A 19,996-nucleotide genomic window follows, 5' to 3' on the forward strand; every position below is an offset into this window, starting at 1 on the left:
GTATTGTTACTCTTATTAAGGGAGGGCGGACTTTGAATGCTCTTGTTCCCCCCTTATTAAGGGGGGCTAGGGGGGATCGAGACTCGACTACAAGCGGATATATCGTGGATTTCAGGCTTAACAACCGTCACCAAAAATTGGCAAACCAACTAATTTCCAGATAATGCTAGGCGTACTTGCAGTCCAGAAAAAAGCATTTCCCAAAGCCGCCTGACCTGCTAGAGTCATGTTCATTTTCATAGTGCCTTGAAACAACCACCGATCGAGCGGCATAGTCAGCGTCCACATCAAAGCAATCCAAGCAGCACCCAACCAAAAAATTACCCATTTAATGTTACTATTCAGTTTGGGGAATATTTTTTCTGTAAATGAAGTATTGAGATTAACATCGGCACCGGAAATATAAATTCCTCCTGTTTGTACAGTAGCTTGTTTTAGCGGCTCGAAACTTTTACCTCCGAAGGTAATGCCATTTATCTTAACTTTTTGAGCGACTGCTTCGCTGACACTTTGCGGGGAAAGTTCAATACCGGCATCGCTAACAATCACAATTTCGCGACAGCTATTTGGCACAGTTTTAAAAGCATTTAATGCCTGCCGGATGGGAACATCTAGGCTGTCTTGGGGGGGTTCTGGTTGGATAGATTTAGGCAGGTTGGGGTCTTGCAGAGCTCGGACTAATTCTGCTTCTACTTTTTTGGTATCTGAACTAAAGTTACTGGTTAATGCTGGAGCTTTCCCACCGCCAATTCCAAAGACTTGAATTGTATTTGGGTTTGTTCCTAATTTAGAATTTACCTCTAAATAGGCTTTGACTGCTGCCACTTCTTGCTGCATAATTGTGCCCGGAGCATTGAAGGCTTGGGGCTGGTAGGTGCTGCTGCTTAAATCGAGGGCGATCGCAACTGCAATATTTGGTCTACCAAACCCGAATATGCCAAACAGTGCTGAGGCAATTAAACAGAAGCACAGCACGATTAACGGTCTCTGAAATAAAGGATTTTGCCACAGCGGGCGTTGATTTCTAATCACCGATCGACCTATAGTAGTTTTAACTTTGTTAACCAACTCTTTCTTGGCAAATTATTTAACAGCATCGAACTGATATTTAGAGCCTGCAGGGCCATCTTTACCTTCCACAGCTTTCACTAACGGAATCTCTTTGAACAGGTCAAATTCCTTAGCAGTTCCCGATATCAGAGTTCCTTGGGTGAGGAACTTGACTGTTCCTTCGCGAGTAGGATTGCTGCTGATTGCTGCTGTTAAAGCTTGGGTGGCATCGAAAGCAGTTGCAGTTCGCCAACTGACTCGTCCTTTCCAAATTTCGGAGGCTTCTTTGGAAAAAGGATCGTCTTTTTCCCACCTCCAAGGAACGGCTAGCACTAAATCTTTAATGGCATCTTCTCCTTTGATTAAAGTAGTAGGATTATAAAGTTCACTGCCTCCTATTAATGCTAAAGGTGGGGATGTATCTTTGTTGGCTTGAGCGATCGCGATCGCCTGTTCTACTTGGTCTTTGCTCATCGCCATAAATACCACATTTGCTCCCGCCTGGCTAGCTGAGGCTAAAGCAGATTTAGCATCAAAAGTAGCACTAGCTTTGATGTCAACTTCTTGGACAATTTTGCCGCTAGCTTTTGGGACTTCTACAACTAATAATTCCTTGAGTTGCTTGCTGTAAACGCTGTCGGAGTTGTAGAAAATTGCGACCGCGGCGGGCGAGTGATTTTTATTAGCATAATTCGCGACAGTTTCCCCAAGTTTTTGGAGGTATGTTTTCAGCATTTCATCGGTTTTTTCCAGCAACTTTGTCAGTTTTAAGGTGGCTTTGTTGGAAGGGTCGATGGAAACGCTGGAACTGACTGGGGAAAGGGCTGCTAATCCTGCGGTTTCATAGGTTTTGATGGCATCTTGAGCACTGCTGTCTATGCCGTGTCCCAAAACTCCCAAGACGCTGGGAGAGTTAACCAAGTCCTGGGCGATCGACACAGTTTTGCCAACTTCGTCATTAACAATTACAATTTCTAATAACCGACCGGGAACAGTTGGACTTTTGTTAAATTGCTCTTGATATAAAGCTGATCCTCGGAGCACTTCTTTGGCTGCATCGGCACTGGCACCGATGGGGACCACTACGGCAATTGTCAGGGGATTTCCTGTCTTTTGAGCCGTCGCATTGTTGAGGTAAATTTTAGTTTCTGGATCGTTGGGGTCGGTTTTGGTAGCTGCTTCATATTTGGCGATCGCATCGTCCCAATTCTTGCCTACAAATGCAGCAGCCCCAGCTTGTTTCTCAGCATCAGCTTTGCCACCTGTTAACAGAATTTTTTCCCCTTGACTAATCAGTGGGGCGCTGACTGCTTTAGAACTGAGGAATTCCCCTGGTGTAGCAGGAGTTGTGGTAGTAGTCGATGTGACTTCACTCGTTGTCGGGGAAGAAGGCGGTTTGCCTGAAAAGGCTTTGTACAAACCAAATCCGCCACCACCAACGACTAATATTCCTGCTACAGCCATCAGAATTTGTTTGATTGGCGGTTGGGTTTTTGAGCCCCCATTTCCTGTAGGAACCATAGCCTCTTTCGGCAAACCGCACATCATGCAAATTGGTCCGTCGTTCTCATAGGGTGAGTGGGGGCCACTAACGTTATATGGTTCTGAACTATTTTTGGGTACGCCGTCGCAGCTCCAACTCATTTTTGCTACCTTTCTTTTTTACCCTTTTGGGTATTGTACAGCTTGACATCTGTCTTGAGAAAGGTTATCCAACCAAAAATACGAAATCTTTAAAATACGCTGCAGGGAATCGCACTCTTTGCCCCAAGTTATTCCTCAAGACAATGGTCAGCTTGGTTAACAGCGCTATCCTAGTAGTTATATAGCCCTTAAACCCGATCGACCCGGAGGCCCCTTGTTTAGCCTAGTTCAAAACAATTCTCGCAAAGGAGAAATTCTAGAGGTCGTCTTCCGCAACGGTTGGGACTACATGAAAAGCCTCCTAACCGGCCGCAAAACGGACGCACCCAGTCTCCCAACTCCAGCAGTTCTCCGCAATATCCTCGTCGAATTAGGCCCAGTATTTGTCAAATTGGGTCAATTGCTGAGCACCCGTCCTGACCTTTTACCCGCCAGCTATATCGAAACTCTCTCCACGCTACAAGCGGAAGTGCCGCCCGTACCGTGGTCGCAAGTAGAAGCAATCGTCCGCCTGGAACTCACACAATCTCTCGAAAATACCTTCGCCAAATTTAACACTGAAGCCATCGCCGCGGGTTCCATTGCCCAAACCCACAAAGCTACTTTAAAAGACGGTCGCGAAGTCGCCCTCAAAGTTCAGCGCCCCGGTATTGATATTGTCATCGAACAAGATATCGCCGTGCTCCGAGGTTTGGCAGAACTTGTCATGCTCACAGACTTCGGTCAACAATACGATATTGTCGCCTTAGCAGAAGAATTTGCGATCGCCCTGCGTGCAGAACTAGACTTCATTCAAGAAGCCAGCTACACAGACGAACTGCGCCGCAATTTATCTAAAAGTAAATGGTTTGACCCCACACAAGTTGTCCTACCAGAAATTAACTGGGAGTTAACCACAAAAAAACTCTTAGTAATGGAGTGGTTGAACGGAGTACCGATTTTGTTAGGCGACTTGCAAGGAATTCGCCACAAAGGAGATGTAAATGCCGAACGTGAAGAAATTACAACCCTGCTTTGCCGCGTTTTCTTCCAGCAGTTGTACATCGACGGATTCTTTCACGCAGACCCGCATCCCGGCAATTTATTTTATCTCAAAGACGGCCGGATAGCCTTGCTCGACTGCGGCATGGTTGGCAGATTAGACCCGCGCACTCAGCAAAATTTGACAGAAATGTTGCTGGCAATTGTCGATTTAGACGCTCAGCGCTGCACTCAATTAACATTGGAAATGGCAGAATTTGCTCAGCCGAAAAGTTTAGCTGTTCTAGAGAACGATTTAGCTCGAATGCTTCGCAAGTATTACAATGTGAGCTTGTCGCAAATGAACTTGTCGGAAATTTTTTATGAGGTGCTGGAAATCACCCGCAAAAATAAAATTCGACTGCCCAGCAATCTCGGTTTGTATGCAAAAACTCTAGCTAATTTGGAAGGACTGGCGCGCTCTTTTAATCCCAGATTCAATATTGTAGAGCAGGTGAAACCGCTGATGACCGATATGTTTCGGCGTCAGTTATTAGGAGATGACCCGGTGCAAGCTCTGCTAAGAACTGCCCTGGATATCAAAAGCTTATCTTTGCAATCTCCGCGACAGGTGGAAGTGCTTTTAGACCGAGTTACTTCAGAAACTTTGAAGTGGAACTTGACCATAAAAGAACTCGACCCGCTGCGCCGCACTCTGGGGGATTCTGCGAACCGACTTTCTTTTAGTATTGTCGTGGGTTCGCTGATTGTGGGGGCGGCAATTATTTCTTCTAACGCACAAACTCCTCAGCTATCTTTTCTGAGCACTGGTTTGTTTGGGGCGGCGAGTTTTTTGGGTTTTTGGTTGATTATTAGTATTCTCAGGTCAGGGCGTTTGCGGAGTTGATTGAAAAGGGGAAATGGGGAAAATCAGGAGATATAGCAATCCTTTCGGGAAACGCGCAACAGGCTTTTTTGTGAAGGAACCGCGAAGACTCTCTTGACGCGAATGTTGAGAAGAGAAGAGAAAGATTTCACAATTGATGCCAGGAGTGCTAGAGCATCCTCAACTATTAAGCAACATCTCTGACTTAAGATAGGCGATCGCCCGCAGCAGCTAAGTCTAAGCTAGAAATTGTTTGATCGACCTAATTGAGGAAAAAAAGATGAGTAGCGGTCACGCCAGCCATAAAGGTTCTTCCACAAAACCCAATACCAACACTAAACGGTCAAATTACATCCCCTGACGACCAGCCCGCTGACCCGCTAAATGCAAGAAACATCCGGTTATCCGTTCCATAACGAAGCAATGGAAAATCCTGTTGCCACCGCGCGGCCCGACGAAGAGGCTGAGTCTGGCGAAGAACAGCAATAGTTATATCGATTAAATAGGCATCGATATGCTATCTGCGACGCGGTTGATTAGAGGTTTGATAAAAATTAGGTTTGTACTAATTACAGCACCTGTCCCCATAGTCCGCCTGGGATTTCAATCTCTGCCGGACTATGGGGGCAGGTTGAGTAGTACATCAAATATTCAAAAAAAAGGACTAAAGTCCTTACCACAAAACTATTTAACCTAAAATTCAAGTTAGGAATTATTGATAAATGAGCGAGATTAACCAAGTATTGGAAAAGGACAAATTGCCGGAATTGGGGTTAGTCTGCATTACAACATCCGATGCAGTTCGCTTTCGCACTGTCACGCGGAAGCGACTTTTACAGCTTTCGGAAACTGAACAAGAAACAGTATTGCGCGAGCTTTATACAGATAACTTAAAGCGGCTTGACAAAGCGATCGACTTCTGTTCCATTAATCACATTAAGCTCTACCGCATGACTTCTGCACTGTTCCCCTTTGCAGATACAGATTTGGGGGAAGCAGTGCTACACTCAATGACTGAGGAATTGCGGACTACGGGCGATCGCGCAATTTCCCTCAACATCCGTTTGGTACTCCACCCCGATCAATTTGTCGTCCTCAGTTCCGACAAGCTTTCTGTGGTTGAAAACAGCATTAAAATTCTCGCGACTCATGCTTTAATTATGGACAAGTTGGGACAGCCCCGATCGCCCCAGGCACTGATGAACATTCACGGCGGCAAGAGCGATCGCACTTCGCAACTCAAGTCTGTCATCCGCGATTTACCCGAATCAATTCGATCGCGCTTAACCTTTGAAAATGACGAATACGCTTACAGTTCCTCAGAACTGGTAGAAGTGTGTCTCGATACTGGCGTAGCAATGGTTTTTGATGCCCATCACCACGTCATTCACGAACATTTAGAAACTTACGACGATCCCAGCGTTGCCGAAATGCTCGCAGCAGCCCGCACAACTTGGTCTGTTCCTGAATGGCAATTAGTGCACATATCGAATGGCAGAGAATTTTTTGCCGATCCGCGCCACAGCGATTTAATTACAGAAATGCCTAATTGCTATTATCAAGCTCCTTGGATTGAAGTAGAAGCTAAATTTAAAGAATTAGCTATTGAAAAGTTGCGCGCCGAATGGTTGTCTGCCAATGTTCCACAATTTAGCAATGTCTCGTAGGGTGGGGTTTTACCAACAATAATTGCCTAAAACCAATCATCTCGAAAATTCGCCCCCACCCAAATGTAAATCGCAAGAACAGGCAAGATGCCTGTTCCACAAAGAAGGAATTTTCTTGTGGGGTTTCCCGCAAGAACAGGCAAGATGCCTGTTCCACAAAAAATGAATTTTCTTGTGGGGTGGGCGTCTCGCCCGCCCGGTTTATTGTGACAGTCCGAGAGGGTTTTTAAGGGTAAATTGCAAGAACAGGCAAGATGCCTGTTCCACAAAGAAGGAATTTTCTTGTGGGGTGTCCCGCAAGAACAGGCAAGATGCCTGTTCCACAAAAAATGAATTTTCTTGTGGGGTGGGCGTCTCGCCCGCCCGCTTTAGTCCGACAATCCGACAGGGGTTTTTAACCCCTGTCTCATAGCTAAAGTCCTCTAAAAGAGGAGTAAAATAGATAGATATAGAGCTCGTATTTCCAGTCGGTTTTAACCGACTTTAGCTTTGAGGCAGGGGTTTCAACCCCTGCCGGACTGCCGGATTACCCGACTGTCGAACTGCCGGAATCAATAAAAACCGCGTTAATACAACTATAAAATTATGTGCGGAAGATTCACTTTAACTACTTCAGGTCAAATCATCGCCGAATTCTTCAAACTGTCGCAAGTTCCCGACATCAAACCGCGATACAATATCGCCCCAACTCAATCAGTTGCCACAGTCACAGTTGCTGCAAAAAAAATGCAGCGACAGTTCCAATTTATGCGCTGGGGTTTAATTCCAAGTTGGGCAAAAGACATGAAAATAGGCAGCCGCATGATTAACGCGCGATCGGAAACGGTAGCCGAAAAACCTGCTTTTCGCAGCGCCATCAAGCACAGGCGATGTTTGATAGTCGCTGACGGCTTCTACGAATGGCAACAGCAGGGAAAGAACAAACAGCCTTACTATTTTCAAAAGGCAGACGGCGAACCTTTTGCTTTTGCCGGTTTGTGGGAAAATTGGGAATCTCCTGAAAAAGAAAACATTGTATCTTGCAGTATAATTACTACCGCTGCTAACGAAACAGTGCAGCCTCTGCACGATCGAATGCCAGTGATTCTCCCCGACAGCGATTGGGAACAGTGGCTCGATCCTGCTGTTAAAAATGCTCAGGAAGTTTTGCCCTTGTTAAAGCCCTATGCTTCCGAAGCCATGAAAGCAAAAGCGGTAAGTGCGATCGTCAACAGTCCAACTAGAGACAGTCCCGAATGTATTAGCGATCGGCAATAAATCATTGGATCGGATAAAACCGAGATAGTTTGAGTTATGATGTAAAAATGATGTTTGAGCTGTAGCTTGGGTTTTCTACGTCGCAGTTTAAGTCTGTTGTTAATTGCTCAAACATTTTTTAAATCTTAACATCAGTTAGAAGACAAAAAATATGATCGGATACGTTACACTGGGTACCAACGATATTGAAAGTGCAGCAAAGTTTTATGATGCTTTGCTTGCTGAAATTGGCGCTCGACGATTCATGGAATTCGACGGATTTATCGCATGGAGTGTTTCTCCCGATCGACCAGCACTTGCTATTACAAAACCATTTGATGGTAACACAGCAACTGTTGGCAATGGAGTAATGATAGCTCTTCAAGTTGACAGTCCCGAAAAAGTTAACTTAGTTTATAACAAAGCGATCGAACTTGGGGCTAAGGATGAAGGAGCAGCAGGACCAAGAGGCGTGTTGCCGGGGTTTTATGCGGGATATTTTCGGGATCTTGAGGGGAACAAGCTGAACGTGTTTTGTATGATGGGCCCAAACACTTAAGATTTTTATTTTTCGTGAAGCTCGCAGAAAAAAAGCTATTTCCTGTCGTTAGCTATTAGTTATCAATTCCTAAATAAGAGTTGATAACTAATAACTAATGGTTAATGACTAATAACTAAATTAACTGTCGTATATCCGCGCTTCAGCAGCCTCTGGATTTTCCTCGCAATACTCGTCAAAAGCCGTTTTTTCAAGCTTCATCGATCGCTGGTGAGAAGCCTCAGCCTGCATTTCCTCTACAATATCCCACGCTACCGCGCACTCTCTAGAGGTAGCGCCTTTCTCGGCACAGATAGTTCTGGCATCCGCGATCGCCTGTTCGATTTCTTCGTCAAATAAAACACTCTTCGGCTTCTCAAGAAAATCGCTTTTTGTCAATATATCCGTGACAGAAATAATGCCCACTAGCTCGTCCTTAATCACCGGCGCCCGGCGGATGCGGGTATTCGCGAACAACCTAGCCACATATTCCACGCCCAAGTCTGGATTCACCGTGATGCAAGGTTTGGTCATAATCTCGAAGACGCGGACTTTTTTCGGGTCTACTCCGTAGGCTGCTACTTTATAGACAATATCCGTTTCTGTCACAATGCCGTAGGCATCTTGTTCGTGGCGACGTTCCACAATCAACGCGCGCAAACACAGATCGTTCATCATCGCCACCGCTTCAGCTACGGTTGCCGAACCGCGAATGGTAACAACTTCTGTTGTCATAATATCTTGGGCTTTCATCATCATTTTTTATTCCTTCCCGCTGATAAAGTCTACTGCGTCCCGATTTGGGGCTGTCCATTTGATTTGTGATCATCATTAGGACTTACCCTTAGAAACCCGGTTTCTACCAAAATGTTGGGTTTAGTAACGATAAATCCGGTCTAGCAACCAGGTTTCTGAGAAATCGTGCATCGCAAACTAATCATAAAACCTTTAACGGCACTCGGAATGACAAGTTGCCTGAAACAGCCCCTCGCTCCCCCGGAAGCCCTGGAGTCCGCGATTTAGCGATCGGACGGCAGGGCTGTTTCATTCTCTTGTAGGGGCCGTGCTACCCCTACTCCCCGTGCCGGCCCTCTTGGTCGGATCTTTGAGCTGGTTGGACTCAGATTTTCCAGCCCCAGTATCAAAGAAGCAAAAGTTAACACAAACTAAGCAACTGCTTGCGCTCGCACAGATCCCCGCCTCTGATAAACTTGATGGCTGGGAGTGCAAAAGAGCACAAGGCACGCATCAGCAGTTGGGAGGATCTAGTTCGTGGACAATGTAATCGGTTTAGAGATTATCGAAGTAGTTGAGCAGGCAGCCATCGCCTCCGCTCGCTTGATGGGCAAAGGCGAGAAAGATGAAGCCGACAGAGTGGCTGTAGAAGCCATGCGGGAGCGCATGAACAAAATTCATATGCGCGGCCGCATCGTCATCGGCGAAGGCGAACGCGATGACGCACCCATGCTTTACATCGGTGAACAAGTAGGTATTTGTACCCGCGAAGATGCCAAAGATGTCTGCAACATAGATGAATTGATCGAAATTGACATCGCTGTTGACCCCTGCGAAGGTACTAACCTGGTGGCTTACGGTCAAAACGGTTCGATGGCAGTTTTGGCAATCTCTGAAAAAGGTGGTTTGTTTGCGGCACCGGATTTCTACATGAACAAATTGGCTGCTCCTGCGGCTGCTAAGAATCATGTAGATATTCGCAAAACGCCCACTCAAAACCTCAAAATTATCTCTGATTGTCTCGGCCGCAGTATTGAAGATTTGGTGGTGGTGGTCATGGATCGCCCCCGGCACAAAGATTTAATTAATGAAATTCGGCAAGCGGGTGCAAGAGTTCGGCTGATCAGCGACGGCGACGTTTCGGCAGCGATTTCTTGCGCGTTTTCTGGTTCCAACATCCACGCACTTATGGGTATTGGTGCTGCACCCGAAGGTGTGATTTCCGCAGCAGCAATGCGCTGCTTGGGCGGTCACTTCCAAGGGCAGTTAATTTACGATCCGGCTGTTGTAAAAACTGGTTTGATCGGTGAAAGCAAAGAGAGCAATATCGCCCGCCTGAAAGAGATGGGCATCACAGACCCAGACAAGATTTACAATGCTGAAGAGCTGGCATCGGGAGAAACAGTTCTGTTTGCAGCTTGCGGGATTACTCCCGGAACGCTGATGAATGGAGTTCGCTTCTTTGGCGGCGGCGCTCGCACTGAAAGTTTGGTAATTTCTTCTCAGTCGAAAACTGCTCGGTTTGTGGATACAATCCATATGTTTGACCAGCCGAAATCTCTGCAATTGAATTAGTGATTAGTTAGTGGTTAACAGTTAAATGTTAACAATTAACAGTTAACTGTTAACAGTCACCGATGATTAGCAATTAGCGATAAACTAAGAACTAATAACAGGTGACTGTTAACAACTAAGAAAGAAATAGTGACAAATCACAGATATGAATATTGCAGTCATAGGTCTTAGCCACAAAACAGCGCCGGTAGAAGTTCGCGAAAAACTGAGCATTCCAGAACAGAAAGTTGAAGCGGCGATCGCCCAATTGCGCGGCTACCCGCACGTCCAAGAGGTTGCCATCCTCAGCACTTGCAACCGCTTAGAGATTTATATTGTTACCAGCGAGTCGGAACCGGGTGTGCGAGAGGTTATTCAGTTCCTTTCAGAATGCAGTAAAGTTCCTTTGCAGTCTTTGCGCCCTCACCTGTTTATTTTGCTGCACGAAGATGCGGTGATGCACTTGATGCGAGTGGCTTCTGGCCTCGATAGTTTGGTGCTCGGAGAAGGACAAATTTTGGCTCAGGTGAAACAAACTCACAAACTCGCCCAGCAGTACAAAGGTGTAGGCAGAATTTTAGAGCGCTTGTTCAAGCAAGCTCTCACAGCAGGGAAGCGAGTTCGCACGGAAACTAGCATCGGTACCGGTGCAGTTTCTATCAGTTCGGCGGCGGCAGAATTGGCTCAAATGAAGGGTCAGCATTTAGCAAGCAGCAAAATTGCAATTATCGGTGCTGGCAAAATGTCGCGGCTTTTGGTGCAGCATTTGCTCTCCAAGGGAGCTAGCCATATTTCAATCGTTAACCGCTCTGTGCGGGGCGCGCTGGAGTTGGCAGGCCAGTTTAAAGATGCTGAACTGCACCTGTATCAGCTATCGGAAATGATGCAGGTAATTTCCAGTTCTGACTTGGTTTTTACCAGTACCGCAGCTACCGAGCCACTGTTAAATAAAGCTAAATTGGAAGCTGTTTTAGACCCGAATCGCCCTTTGATGTTGGTGGATATTTCTGTACCTCGCAACATTGACTCGGATGCGAATGAACTCGCTAATGTGCGATCGTTTAATGTGGACGACTTGAAAGCAGTGGTAGCTCAAAATCACGAAAGCCGCCGCAAAATGGCAATGGAAGCTCAGGGCTTGCTGGAACAGGAAGTAGAGGCTTTTGATCTCTGGTGGCGCAGTCTGGAAACGGTTCCTACTATTAGCTGTTTGCGGGATAAGATAGAATTGATTCGGGAACAAGAGTTAGAAAAAGCTTTATCACGTCTGGGTTCGGAATTTTCGGAGAAACATCAAGACGTGATTGAATCTTTAACAAGGGGGATTGTGAATAAGATTTTGCACGATCCGATGGTACAGTTACGCGCTCAGCAGGATATTGAGGCGCGGCGGCAAGCGATGCAAACTTTGCAAACACTGTTTAATTTGGATGTTGATGTCAATCAGCAGTACAGCTAGTTGACAGTTGACAGTTGACAGTTGACGGTTGTCATTGGTGATGTTTTGCATCAGCTTTTAATGTAATTAGGACTTACCCATTTGGTCACCAAGCAACGGGGTTTCTTAACTCGAATTTAGGGTTTTACGTGTTACCAGGCTCTGCCTGGTAACGCAGATTAGGAGGCTCTGCCTCCATTTTTGGATGAGGCAGAGCCTCTGGATATCGCTTCCCTGGCTCTGCCAGGGAACAAGTTTAATGACTAACAACTAATGACTAATGACTCATGACTAATGACTCATGACTCTTCCCAACTAATGACTAATGACTATTAAGCGAATTTATAAATTAATTTTATTGCTTGTAGGGCTATGGCTGGTTTTTGAATTTGCCTCCCGCATTGCGGCAGAAATTCTCTGGTTTCAGGAAGTTGGATATCTTCAGGTTTTTTTGTTAAAGCTGAAAACTCAAGGGTTGCTGGGGACGATCGCAATTGCTGTTTCTTCTGTATTTTTGCTCGGAAATTTGGCTTTAGCCCGCCGCCTGCAACATCCCCCAGAGGAAATGAAATCGCCGGTTGCGGGGGCGCTATTCGCTTCACTGAGGGCGAACAAAACTGGGAAGAATTACGAATTACCTGTTGCTAAATCCCAAATAACCTTTTCCTGGCTGCTGTTGGCGGTATTCGGATTGACTTCGAGCGCAGCTTTGACAGTCATTCAGTGCGGGCTGTTAGCTGCAAACAGCCTCACCTATTTCGGTATAGCTGACAATTTACCTCTACCGCCCGTGCAGTTTGGAATTGAGTCAATCCAGCATGGGGCGGTGCAGCTATTTTCTCACTGGTGGCAGTTGGGCTTGCTGCTGGGGACAATGTTAGCTGTGGTAATTAAGCCGGATTTTTGGCTGCGGGCGATCGCCCTTTTTCTCAGTTTGGCGATCGGGCTGATTGCCGCCAGTCGCTGGACAAATATTTTGCAATATTTTCACCCTATTAATTTTAACACAACCGACCCTCTTTTCAATCAAAATATTAGCTTTTATGTATTTATTTTGCCAATCTTAGATTTGCTAGGATTCGGGCTGACAGTTGTATTTTTGTACAGTTTAGTATCCTGTACTTTAACATATTTGCTGTCAGGAAATAGCCTGAGTCAAGGGATATTTTTGGGATTTTCTCGATCGCAGCAGCGGCACTTGTACGGGTTGGGTGCAGCTTCCATGCTAGCCGTTGCATTCCGCTACTGGTTGGGGCGCTACTCATTGCTGTATTCGCGGGGAGACGTTACTTACGGGGCGAATTATGCTGACGTGACGGTGCGGCTGCCCTTCTATGGATTTTTGAGTATTTTGGCGGGGGCGATCGCAGTTTTGATGCTGTGCCGGGTTTACCAATTCAAAATTAAAAATGAACTCATAAAAAAGATTATTGTAGCGTGGCTAACTTTAATTTTTTTGGGAGGTTGGCTGCTGCCACAAATTGTGCAGCAACTTCTAGTTAGACCAAACGAACTAGCACGAGAAAAGCCGTATCTCCAGCGCAGCATTGCCTTTACTCAAGAAGCCTTTGACCTCAACAATATAGAAATAAAAACTTTCGATCCCGCCGGAAAACTTACTTATGCCGACTTAGAAAAAAATCAACTTACTATTAGCAACATCCGGCTGTGGGACAAGCGACCGCTGCTGCAAACTACCCGACAGTTACAGCAAATCCGACCCTATTATACATTTCCTGATGCCGATATCGAGCGCTACACAATCAAAAATGAAAAAGCAAAAAAGGGAGATTCTGAAAGCCAACAAGTGTTTCTGGCAGCGCGGGAATTAGATTACACGGCAGTTGCCCCCGAAGCTCAAACTTGGGTGAACAAACACCTGGTTTACACCCACGGTTACGGCTTTACTCTTTCTCCGGTAAATACAGTCGGTGTCGGCGGTTTACCAGATTATTTTGTCAAAGATATTGGAGTGGCAGCCCAGAAAGGAGAGACTGCTTTGGAAGTCACTAGCGATCGAATTCGGGCGAGTATTCCGATCGGCTACCCGCGAATTTACTACGGCGAAATCACCGATACAGACGCGATGGCGCCTACAAAAGTCGAAGAATTCGACTATCCCAGCGGCGAAGAAAATGTTTACAATACTTACAGCGGTAGGGGCGGGATTGCGATCGGTTCTATGTGGCGGCGCTGGCTGTTTGCTAATTATCTCAAAAATTGGCAAATGGCACTTACCCGCAATTTTACGCCTGAAACTAGATTGCTGTACCGCCGAAATATTAACAAAAGAGTCCGGGCGATCGCTCCTTTTTTGCGCTACGATTCTGACCCGTATTTAGTAGTAGCCAACGCCAATCTTAGCAATGATGATATAGAAAAAGAAAAAGATGAAAATGGCAACGAGATTAAACCTTCACCCTCGGCCACTGATAAATCTCCCAACTATCTTTACTGGATTATCGATGCCTATACAGCGAGCGATCGCTATCCGTATTCTGACCCCGGAAATCATGAGTTTAACTACATCCGCAACTCCGTTAAAGTAGTGATTGATGCCTACAACGGGTCTGTTGACTTCTACGTTGCCAATCCCTCCGATCCGATTATTAACAGTTGGATGGCTATCTTTCCCGGACTCTTCAAACCCCTTGACAAAATGCCTCCGGCTCTCCGCAAACATATCAGATATCCAGTAGATTTATTGAGCATTCAATCAGAACGCTTGCTAACTTATCATATGGAAGACCCACAAGTATTTTACAATCGGGAGGATTTGTGGCGAGTTCCCAATGAAATTTATGGCAGCGAACAGCAGCCCGTATCACCCTATTATTTGATCATGAAGCTGCCAACTGAAAAAGCCGAAGAATTTATTTTGCTGCTGCCATTTACACCAGTAAGTCGTAACAATTTAATTGCTTGGATTGCAGGGCGCTCGGATGGTAGCGAGTACGGAAAATTGCTGCTGTATTTATTCCCCAAACAGCGATTAGTTTACGGCCCGGAACAAATAGAAGCTTTAATTAACCAAGATCCGGTTATTTCCGAACAAATATCTCTCTGGAATCGCCAGGGTTCCAAAGCAATTCAAGGAAACTTATTAGTAATTCCCATTGAACAATCTTTACTGTATGTGGAACCTCTTTACTTAGAAGCCGAACGCAATAGTTTGCCGACTTTAATCAGAGTTATTGCTGCCTACGAAAACCGCATCGTCATGGCAGAAACTCTTGACTTGGCACTCAAGGCACTTTTTCAGCAACAATCTACTAATAAATCGGTCATTATTCGACCTGTGGAAGGAACAGCACCAGCTTTAAATAGTGAATGATATCAATTTCGGTTGCACTCATCATGATTGTTGACTGTTGACTGTTGACTGCTGGCTGTTGACTGTTTACTAGGGGTCGAAAAACTGAATGGTTGAGTGTTACAGCCTGTTCCAGGTTCATGAAGTACACTATAAAGCTATATTGTGTGGCGTTAATCTGTAGGGTGCGGATCTGCGAAATATTGGTCGATAAAACTTATAGATTGACGGGTGTATCCGCACCTTACACGGGCGATCGCTCTTCTTGTGTGTACCACATCTACATGGAATATGCTGTAAGTGTTGACTCTATTTTATTATTCCGCTCCCAGCGAAAACGATATAAATTACTGCGATTTCTGTTCGCTAGTAGCCTTGATATCCTGCCACCAAACATTGACATAGGGCCACATCAATCTCTCGTCTCCTGCAGAATCTAGTTTCACAGTCACCTCATAACGGTCAATATGCGTGAGCTCGCCAGTTTTACCATTCAAATAAAATTGTTTGGGATTGTCGGTGATAATTTCTACCCTTTGATTCAACAGCGGCCGCATCTGGGTAGAAGAACCCTGAAACGGATTTTTGCCTTTGATCACATAACCGCCCATCAAAAATAAGTACATTGAAGCTAGGAAAAATACTGTACATAAACCCACAATTACCAGTGTTTTTTGTTGTGAAAAACTGGTATAAACGCTCGCATATCCTACGCACATAGTTCCAAAAAACAACAAATTTGGGAGGTACAGCCCATCTTCCAGAAACACGCTACCAAAAAACATCAGGGCTACTTGAAAACCAAATAATGCAGCCACCCAACTCCAGCCAGTTAGCAACGATGCAGATAGTAGCCAATTCATTGCTATAGTAAGGGCGATCGCCATTGCTATAGCCCCAAGGGGTGCTGCATAATCGTACTGTCTGAAGGGAAGAATAACAAAAAATACTAAAGCATACGCAAAACCCGCAAAAGCCAGTGCTAATCCACTAATTATTTCGTTCCCGTTCAGCATGGCGATGGATTTTTGGAGCACTAAAGTGAAGCGTTCGTCTTCTGTTGTGATAGTAGCAGTTGAAAATTCCCAGCGGACTAAGGTCAGAAATTCTAACCGTAGGGTGCGCCACAAGCAGCTTACCGCTATATTTAGGGGAGCGAACTGATTTGTTAACCAAGCGTGCTATCCCAGTTTCCGAAGGCAGAAGTCAGCCGGATCTGAAGGTAGAATTTTCAGCAAACTAGATTATTTAGGGTCGATCGATCGACTTAACAAATTGTTGCACAGGCTGTGGTAGAGCCGGCACAAAAGTCTTTCTAAAACCCCTAACATCGAACACTCGCCACAAAATACCTACCGCTACCGTCAAGAAAAATAACGCTCCCAAAAAATTGAACACAGTTGACAGAAAACTGCTGTCCCTTTTTTTCGGAGGTGTAATATGTTTCATGCGATATACAGCCGGCTCGTAATCTCTCGACTCCTCGCGATTGCGGGGCGGCGTTTTGGGGCGCGAACTCGCACTGCGCTTCTGAGTCAAACCCGTTTTATTAGTTTTAGTAAAACTGCTGGGCGACTTTAGCTCAGAAGCGCCGCGGGTTCCCGTTAACTTGCTAGCAGAAGCCCCCGTTTGGCCAACAGCAGCATCCTGAATTCTGCTGTTAGGGCGCTGAGTCGATTTGCGTTCGGCGAGGGTACGCATCAAAGTTTGCAATTGGTGAGTCGCCGCCGGCGGGCGTTCCCCTTTCCTCGCCCAATTTAACAGCATCGCCCCGGTAATCCCGCAGAGATTCGTAGCGCCTACAGAAGCCAGCCGCTTCAGCAGAGGCTGGCTGTTGGACACAAAAATAACCAATGCCTCCGGGTGTTCCTGAGCCAAACCGTAAACGCACTGAGCCGTCGCCACTACCAGCATTGCTGGCTTGCTTTGATTTTTGATCGAAGGTTCGAGAGCTCGGTGTGTTTCCTGAGCGTCAGTTGCAATCCAACCACTGTCGGCAAAAAATCGCATAAACTCTCTAGCTACTTGCTCTTGAGCTTTTTCCACCGCTTGCCCTGTCAGACGATCTATTTCGTCGTACACTACTTCCGGGATATAGCAAGTTCCCACCTTGGCATATTCTTGCCACACTTGGGTTCTGCCTGTCATTAAAACATCTGCATCAAAAGTTACCAATACAGGAGGAAGTTGATTAGCCATGACTTTATCCTATAGGCTTAGATAAGTTATTTAAACTTAATCGCTCAAGTTTAAACAAATTTTGGGATATAAAAAAATCAACTTTTGGTAATAGATAAATTGCCCCGGGCGGGGGTTTTAATTGGAAATTAGTAGTTAGGAACCCGATCGCCCTTCAGTTCCCAGTTCGATCGCTCAATTCCTATATTCCACTAATTTACCGCAACCCAAGAGCCTATTACCACAGCCACGCTGCTACTGTTAGTTCCCGATTCCCAGACGACCAGCCAAAGCCGGAGTCAACGGCAACAGGGCAGCAATCATCAAGAACAAAGCTAGCAAACCTAAAGCCGCGCGAGCGTCGTCAGGCTCAGTCAGCTCGTTGAGGCTCGGCCGCTCCAGATTCCGCTGTAAAATCAGAATCACGATCGCCCAATACAGAGCCAAAGGATTAACTAAAGAAACGATAGCCAGCACCACAAAAGTCGCCAAAGTAGTGCGACTGGCTATTTTCCGACCGTAGATGGCTTGCACGATTCTACCCCCGTCCAACTGTCCCGCCGGCATCAAATTAATCGCCGTTATTACCAAGCCCAACCAACCGATAACTACCAGCGGGTGAACGTCAACAATCTGCTGCTGCAACGCCGAACCCAAAACCACTTTTGCCAAAGTTCCCACCAAAACCGAGCCCTTGAAAAATTCTGCAGGAATTTGAAACAAACTGCCGGGGTGAGACAGCAGCAAACCCGTTACCAGCATTAGCAAAGAAACTATTCCCCCAGCCGCTGACCCGGCAAAAGCGATGTCAAACAAAACTTTACGGTTGGGCAGCAGCGACTCAAAACGGTCGATCGCTCCAAAACAACCTATCTGCAAAGTTGGTATAAAAAACGGCCAACTCAAGCCAACCTTGTACCGATTTGCCAGCACTCGGCGAGCAATTTCGCCAGAGCCTAAAACCGCCCAAATTCCGACGGCAATTGGCAGAACTTCTAGATATCTAGCCGGCGAGTTAAAGAAATCGAAACCTAGCAGCAAACCGCCTGTCTCTAAGCTAGTAGCAATTGTTGCCAGCAGCAGCACGACTGCTAGGATTTTTTGAGACACGGTTGTTGGCTGCGGGTCGTTGGTGCTGGGCAAGATAATAACTACGGGCTTGTCGTCCTGATTTTCTACTAAAAATAGGCGGTAGCGATCGTTTAATCTTTCTTCCAAACTTACCGTCAAACGTGAGTGTACTTGTTCTGGGTCTCCCCGGAGATTCCCTTTGAGAATTACCCCATCTTGATAGGGAATCGTTTCTGTGGCAAAGAAAGTATCAATTCCAAAGATGCCTTTAATTGCCTTGAGGTCTTCCACTGGAACGGGAATAATTTGTAATTCATTATTCGCAGGCGACGAGGTGACGATCTTAATGGTTTCTGGGCCTGGTGTTCGCTGCGACTCAGGGGCCGAGAAAGCATCGCTTTGGGACTTTACCTCAGCAGCATCCGGCCGCGGCAGCACTGCATCAGATGCAGCCTTACGCAATTGCCGGCCCAGATAAATGTACAATCCCGTCGATGCCACTAGCAGCAACAATACCGCCACTAGATTGAGGTAAATTCCGGCGGCGAACAAACCAAAGAACAGCAGCCAGGGACTCATCAGCGCAACAGACTGCAACCAAGCCAAAATTCCCAGTTTGCCAAAAGGTCTGGCGCGATAAAATCCCCAACCCAGAATTCCCAGAGCAACCAATACGAGCGCAATTGTTGCCGTATTTTCCGATGCAACTATAGGCATTCCGGTTGCTTGCGCCAATAGGGGCTTTAATTGGTCGATCGCGCTGCGGTCGAGTAATAGCATTAAATTTTGGGGAACATGAAATAGAGTTGTTGGGAACATATCCAAACCTGTCGGAAACTAGCCTGATTACTAAGGATAACCTCTGAGGGCTACTCGGCCCACAACCTGCTGCTTGTGCTGTTTGAACATCGCAGGATCTCGGCTATTGACACAATAGACTTTTTATGATATCACATCGGCTGTGGCAAACCTATACTCAGAAGAGTACCAGTGTCGATCGGCCAGAAGCCGGCAGATTCGCCCAGTTTTGCAGGTGGGGCCTTTTTAAGGATTTGTTTCGGATGCCAGACGCCGAAAATAAAAACTCGGCTCCGACCGTCGCAGAATTTCCAGAGCCGGCCGACCTGCTTAACAAGTTGAAAGCGCAGCGCAAAAAGTCGAGGGCCGACTTGGCAGATGTGGAGGCGCTTTTGAAAATACTTGGCTCGCAGAGTTGACCCGTGTCTACCGGCAGGATGGCGGGATACCCCCTGACCCAGATAGGCAGTTGTTTCGCATTTGTTGTGCGAAACAAAATGCGAAACAACTGCGAAACAAATAAGGTTTGAGCCGCTCTCTACTTTGCGGTAAAGAACGGCTCAAAGCGTTGATGCTATTAGGTTTAGTTAACGGGTACGGCAGGACTTGAATCAAAGCCTCGCTCTTGAATTACGAATTTCCGTCGTTCTAGCCATTTTTTGCACCCACTCTGAAAGTCCTGTTTTTGATTTGAGCGAACACTGAGCGAGTTGCTGTAGGCTGAGTGCATCAGTCGAAATCAGCACTATCAGAGTAGGGAGCGAGAGATGAGCGAAAAATCTAATCCACTCACAGCAAGTACCACCGCAGACCACCTTATTGGCTACGAGCGGATTCTAGACTACTTCCAACAAGCACAGAAAGAATGCCCGTGCGATTCGTTGAAGCGTGAATCACGGTGAAAGCCCGTACATAGCCCTTCCAGCCA

The 19,996-nt window shown here is 46.2% G+C and carries 14 protein-coding genes; 8 read left to right on the forward strand and 6 right to left on the reverse strand.

From position 1 onward, the window contains the following. Positions 1-117: 117 nt before the first annotated feature. Both QUB08_RS21330 and QUB08_RS21335 read right to left on the reverse strand, forming a co-directional pair. A complete protein-coding gene (locus QUB08_RS21330; RefSeq protein WP_333226862.1) occupies positions 118-1,068 on the reverse strand; it encodes a VWA domain-containing protein in 951 nt (316 codons plus the stop codon). Positions 1,069-1,083: 15 nt separating this feature from the next. Continuing rightward, positions 1,084-2,694 carry an ABC transporter substrate-binding protein gene (locus QUB08_RS21335; protein ID WP_333226864.1) on the reverse strand — a complete coding sequence of 537 codons (1,611 nt, stop codon included), beginning with the start codon at positions 2,692-2,694 and terminating at the stop codon, positions 1,084-1,086. Between the two features lie 214 nt (positions 2,695-2,908). On the opposite strand from QUB08_RS21335, the gene QUB08_RS21340 reads away from it, so the two are divergent. From QUB08_RS21340 to QUB08_RS21355, 4 genes are all read left to right on the forward strand, one after another. Continuing rightward, a complete protein-coding gene (locus QUB08_RS21340) occupies positions 2,909-4,561 on the forward strand; it encodes an AarF/ABC1/UbiB kinase family protein (RefSeq protein ID WP_333226866.1) in 1,653 nt (550 codons plus the stop codon). 701 nt (positions 4,562-5,262) lie between these two features. Then, the gene (uvsE, locus tag QUB08_RS21345; RefSeq protein ID WP_333226868.1) at positions 5,263-6,207 is read left to right on the forward strand and encodes a UV DNA damage repair endonuclease UvsE; all 945 of its coding nucleotides are present in this window, start codon (positions 5,263-5,265) and stop codon (positions 6,205-6,207) included. A 585-nt stretch (positions 6,208-6,792) separates the two neighbouring features. Continuing rightward, positions 6,793-7,464, forward strand: coding sequence for an SOS response-associated peptidase (locus tag QUB08_RS21350; RefSeq protein ID WP_333226870.1), 672 nt, complete (start codon positions 6,793-6,795; stop codon positions 7,462-7,464). 151 nt (positions 7,465-7,615) lie between these two features. Further along, complete coding sequence (locus tag QUB08_RS21355; RefSeq protein ID WP_333226872.1) at positions 7,616-8,002, forward strand: VOC family protein; 387 nt, start codon at positions 7,616-7,618, stop codon at positions 8,000-8,002. 120 nt (positions 8,003-8,122) lie between these two features. Here the strand turns inward: QUB08_RS21355 and QUB08_RS21360 are convergent, their stop codons facing one another. Next, positions 8,123-8,740: a CP12 domain-containing protein gene (locus QUB08_RS21360; protein ID WP_333226874.1), complete on the reverse strand. Its 618-nt coding sequence runs from the start codon at positions 8,738-8,740 to the stop codon at positions 8,123-8,125. A 513-nt stretch (positions 8,741-9,253) separates the two neighbouring features. Here QUB08_RS21360 and glpX point away from each other — a divergent pair. The 3 genes from glpX (at position 9,254) to QUB08_RS21375 (ending at position 15,042) form a co-directional block, all read left to right on the forward strand. Then, positions 9,254-10,291 carry a class II fructose-bisphosphatase gene (glpX, locus tag QUB08_RS21365; protein WP_333155966.1) on the forward strand — a complete coding sequence of 346 codons (1,038 nt, stop codon included), beginning with the start codon at positions 9,254-9,256 and terminating at the stop codon, positions 10,289-10,291. A 145-nt stretch (positions 10,292-10,436) separates the two neighbouring features. Further along, entirely contained in the window at positions 10,437-11,729 is a 1,293-nt protein-coding gene (locus tag QUB08_RS21370) for a glutamyl-tRNA reductase (protein WP_333226877.1), read from the forward strand. Positions 11,730-12,033: 304 nt separating this feature from the next. After that, positions 12,034-15,042, forward strand: a complete 3,009-nt coding sequence (locus QUB08_RS21375) for a UPF0182 family protein (protein ID WP_333226879.1) — start codon at positions 12,034-12,036, stop codon at positions 15,040-15,042. Positions 15,043-15,368: 326 nt separating this feature from the next. Here QUB08_RS21375 and QUB08_RS21380 read toward each other — a convergent pair whose 3' ends face one another. The 3 genes from QUB08_RS21380 to QUB08_RS21390 form a co-directional block, all read right to left on the reverse strand. After that, entirely contained in the window at positions 15,369-16,151 is a 783-nt protein-coding gene (locus QUB08_RS21380) for a hypothetical protein (RefSeq protein WP_333226880.1), read from the reverse strand. A gap of 118 nt (positions 16,152-16,269) precedes the next feature. Then, a complete protein-coding gene (locus QUB08_RS21385; RefSeq protein WP_333226882.1) occupies positions 16,270-17,220 on the reverse strand; it encodes a PIN domain-containing protein in 951 nt (316 codons plus the stop codon). A 240-nt stretch (positions 17,221-17,460) separates the two neighbouring features. Next, positions 17,461-18,987 carry a site-2 protease family protein gene (locus QUB08_RS21390; RefSeq protein ID WP_445300941.1) on the reverse strand — a complete coding sequence of 509 codons (1,527 nt, stop codon included), beginning with the start codon at positions 18,985-18,987 and terminating at the stop codon, positions 17,461-17,463. Between the two features lie 227 nt (positions 18,988-19,214). Between QUB08_RS21390 and QUB08_RS21395 the strand changes: the two genes are divergently transcribed. Further along, a complete protein-coding gene (locus QUB08_RS21395) occupies positions 19,215-19,487 on the forward strand; it encodes a hypothetical protein (protein ID WP_333226886.1) in 273 nt (90 codons plus the stop codon). The last annotated feature ends 509 nt before the right edge of the window (positions 19,488-19,996 follow it).

It is taken from the genome of Microcoleus sp. BR0-C5, from assembly GCF_036705045.1.
Classification (GTDB): Bacteria; Cyanobacteriota; Cyanobacteriia; order Cyanobacteriales; family Microcoleaceae; genus Microcoleus.

Bases quoted from the DNA above. Each gene is read 5' to 3' on its own strand.
- QUB08_RS21390 (WP_445300941.1), bottom strand. From the start codon at position 18,987: ATGCCTATAGTTGCATCGGAAAATACGGCAACAATTGCGCTCGTATTG.
- QUB08_RS21350 (WP_333226870.1), top strand. From the start codon at position 6,793: ATGTGCGGAAGATTCACTTTAACTACTTCAGGTCAAATCATCGCCGAA.
- QUB08_RS21360 (WP_333226874.1), bottom strand. From the start codon at position 8,740: ATGATGATGAAAGCCCAAGATATTATGACAACAGAAGTTGTTACCATT.
- QUB08_RS21335 (WP_333226864.1), bottom strand. From the start codon at position 2,694: ATGAGTTGGAGCTGCGACGGCGTACCCAAAAATAGTTCAGAACCATAT.
- QUB08_RS21355 (WP_333226872.1), top strand. From the start codon at position 7,616: ATGATCGGATACGTTACACTGGGTACCAACGATATTGAAAGTGCAGCA.
- QUB08_RS21395 (WP_333226886.1), top strand. From the start codon at position 19,215: ATGATATCACATCGGCTGTGGCAAACCTATACTCAGAAGAGTACCAGT.
- QUB08_RS21375 (WP_333226879.1), top strand. From the start codon at position 12,034: ATGACTATTAAGCGAATTTATAAATTAATTTTATTGCTTGTAGGGCTA.
- QUB08_RS21385 (WP_333226882.1), bottom strand. From the start codon at position 17,220: ATGGCTAATCAACTTCCTCCTGTATTGGTAACTTTTGATGCAGATGTT.
- QUB08_RS21370 (WP_333226877.1), top strand. From the start codon at position 10,437: ATGAATATTGCAGTCATAGGTCTTAGCCACAAAACAGCGCCGGTAGAA.
- uvsE (WP_333226868.1), top strand. From the start codon at position 5,263: ATGAGCGAGATTAACCAAGTATTGGAAAAGGACAAATTGCCGGAATTG.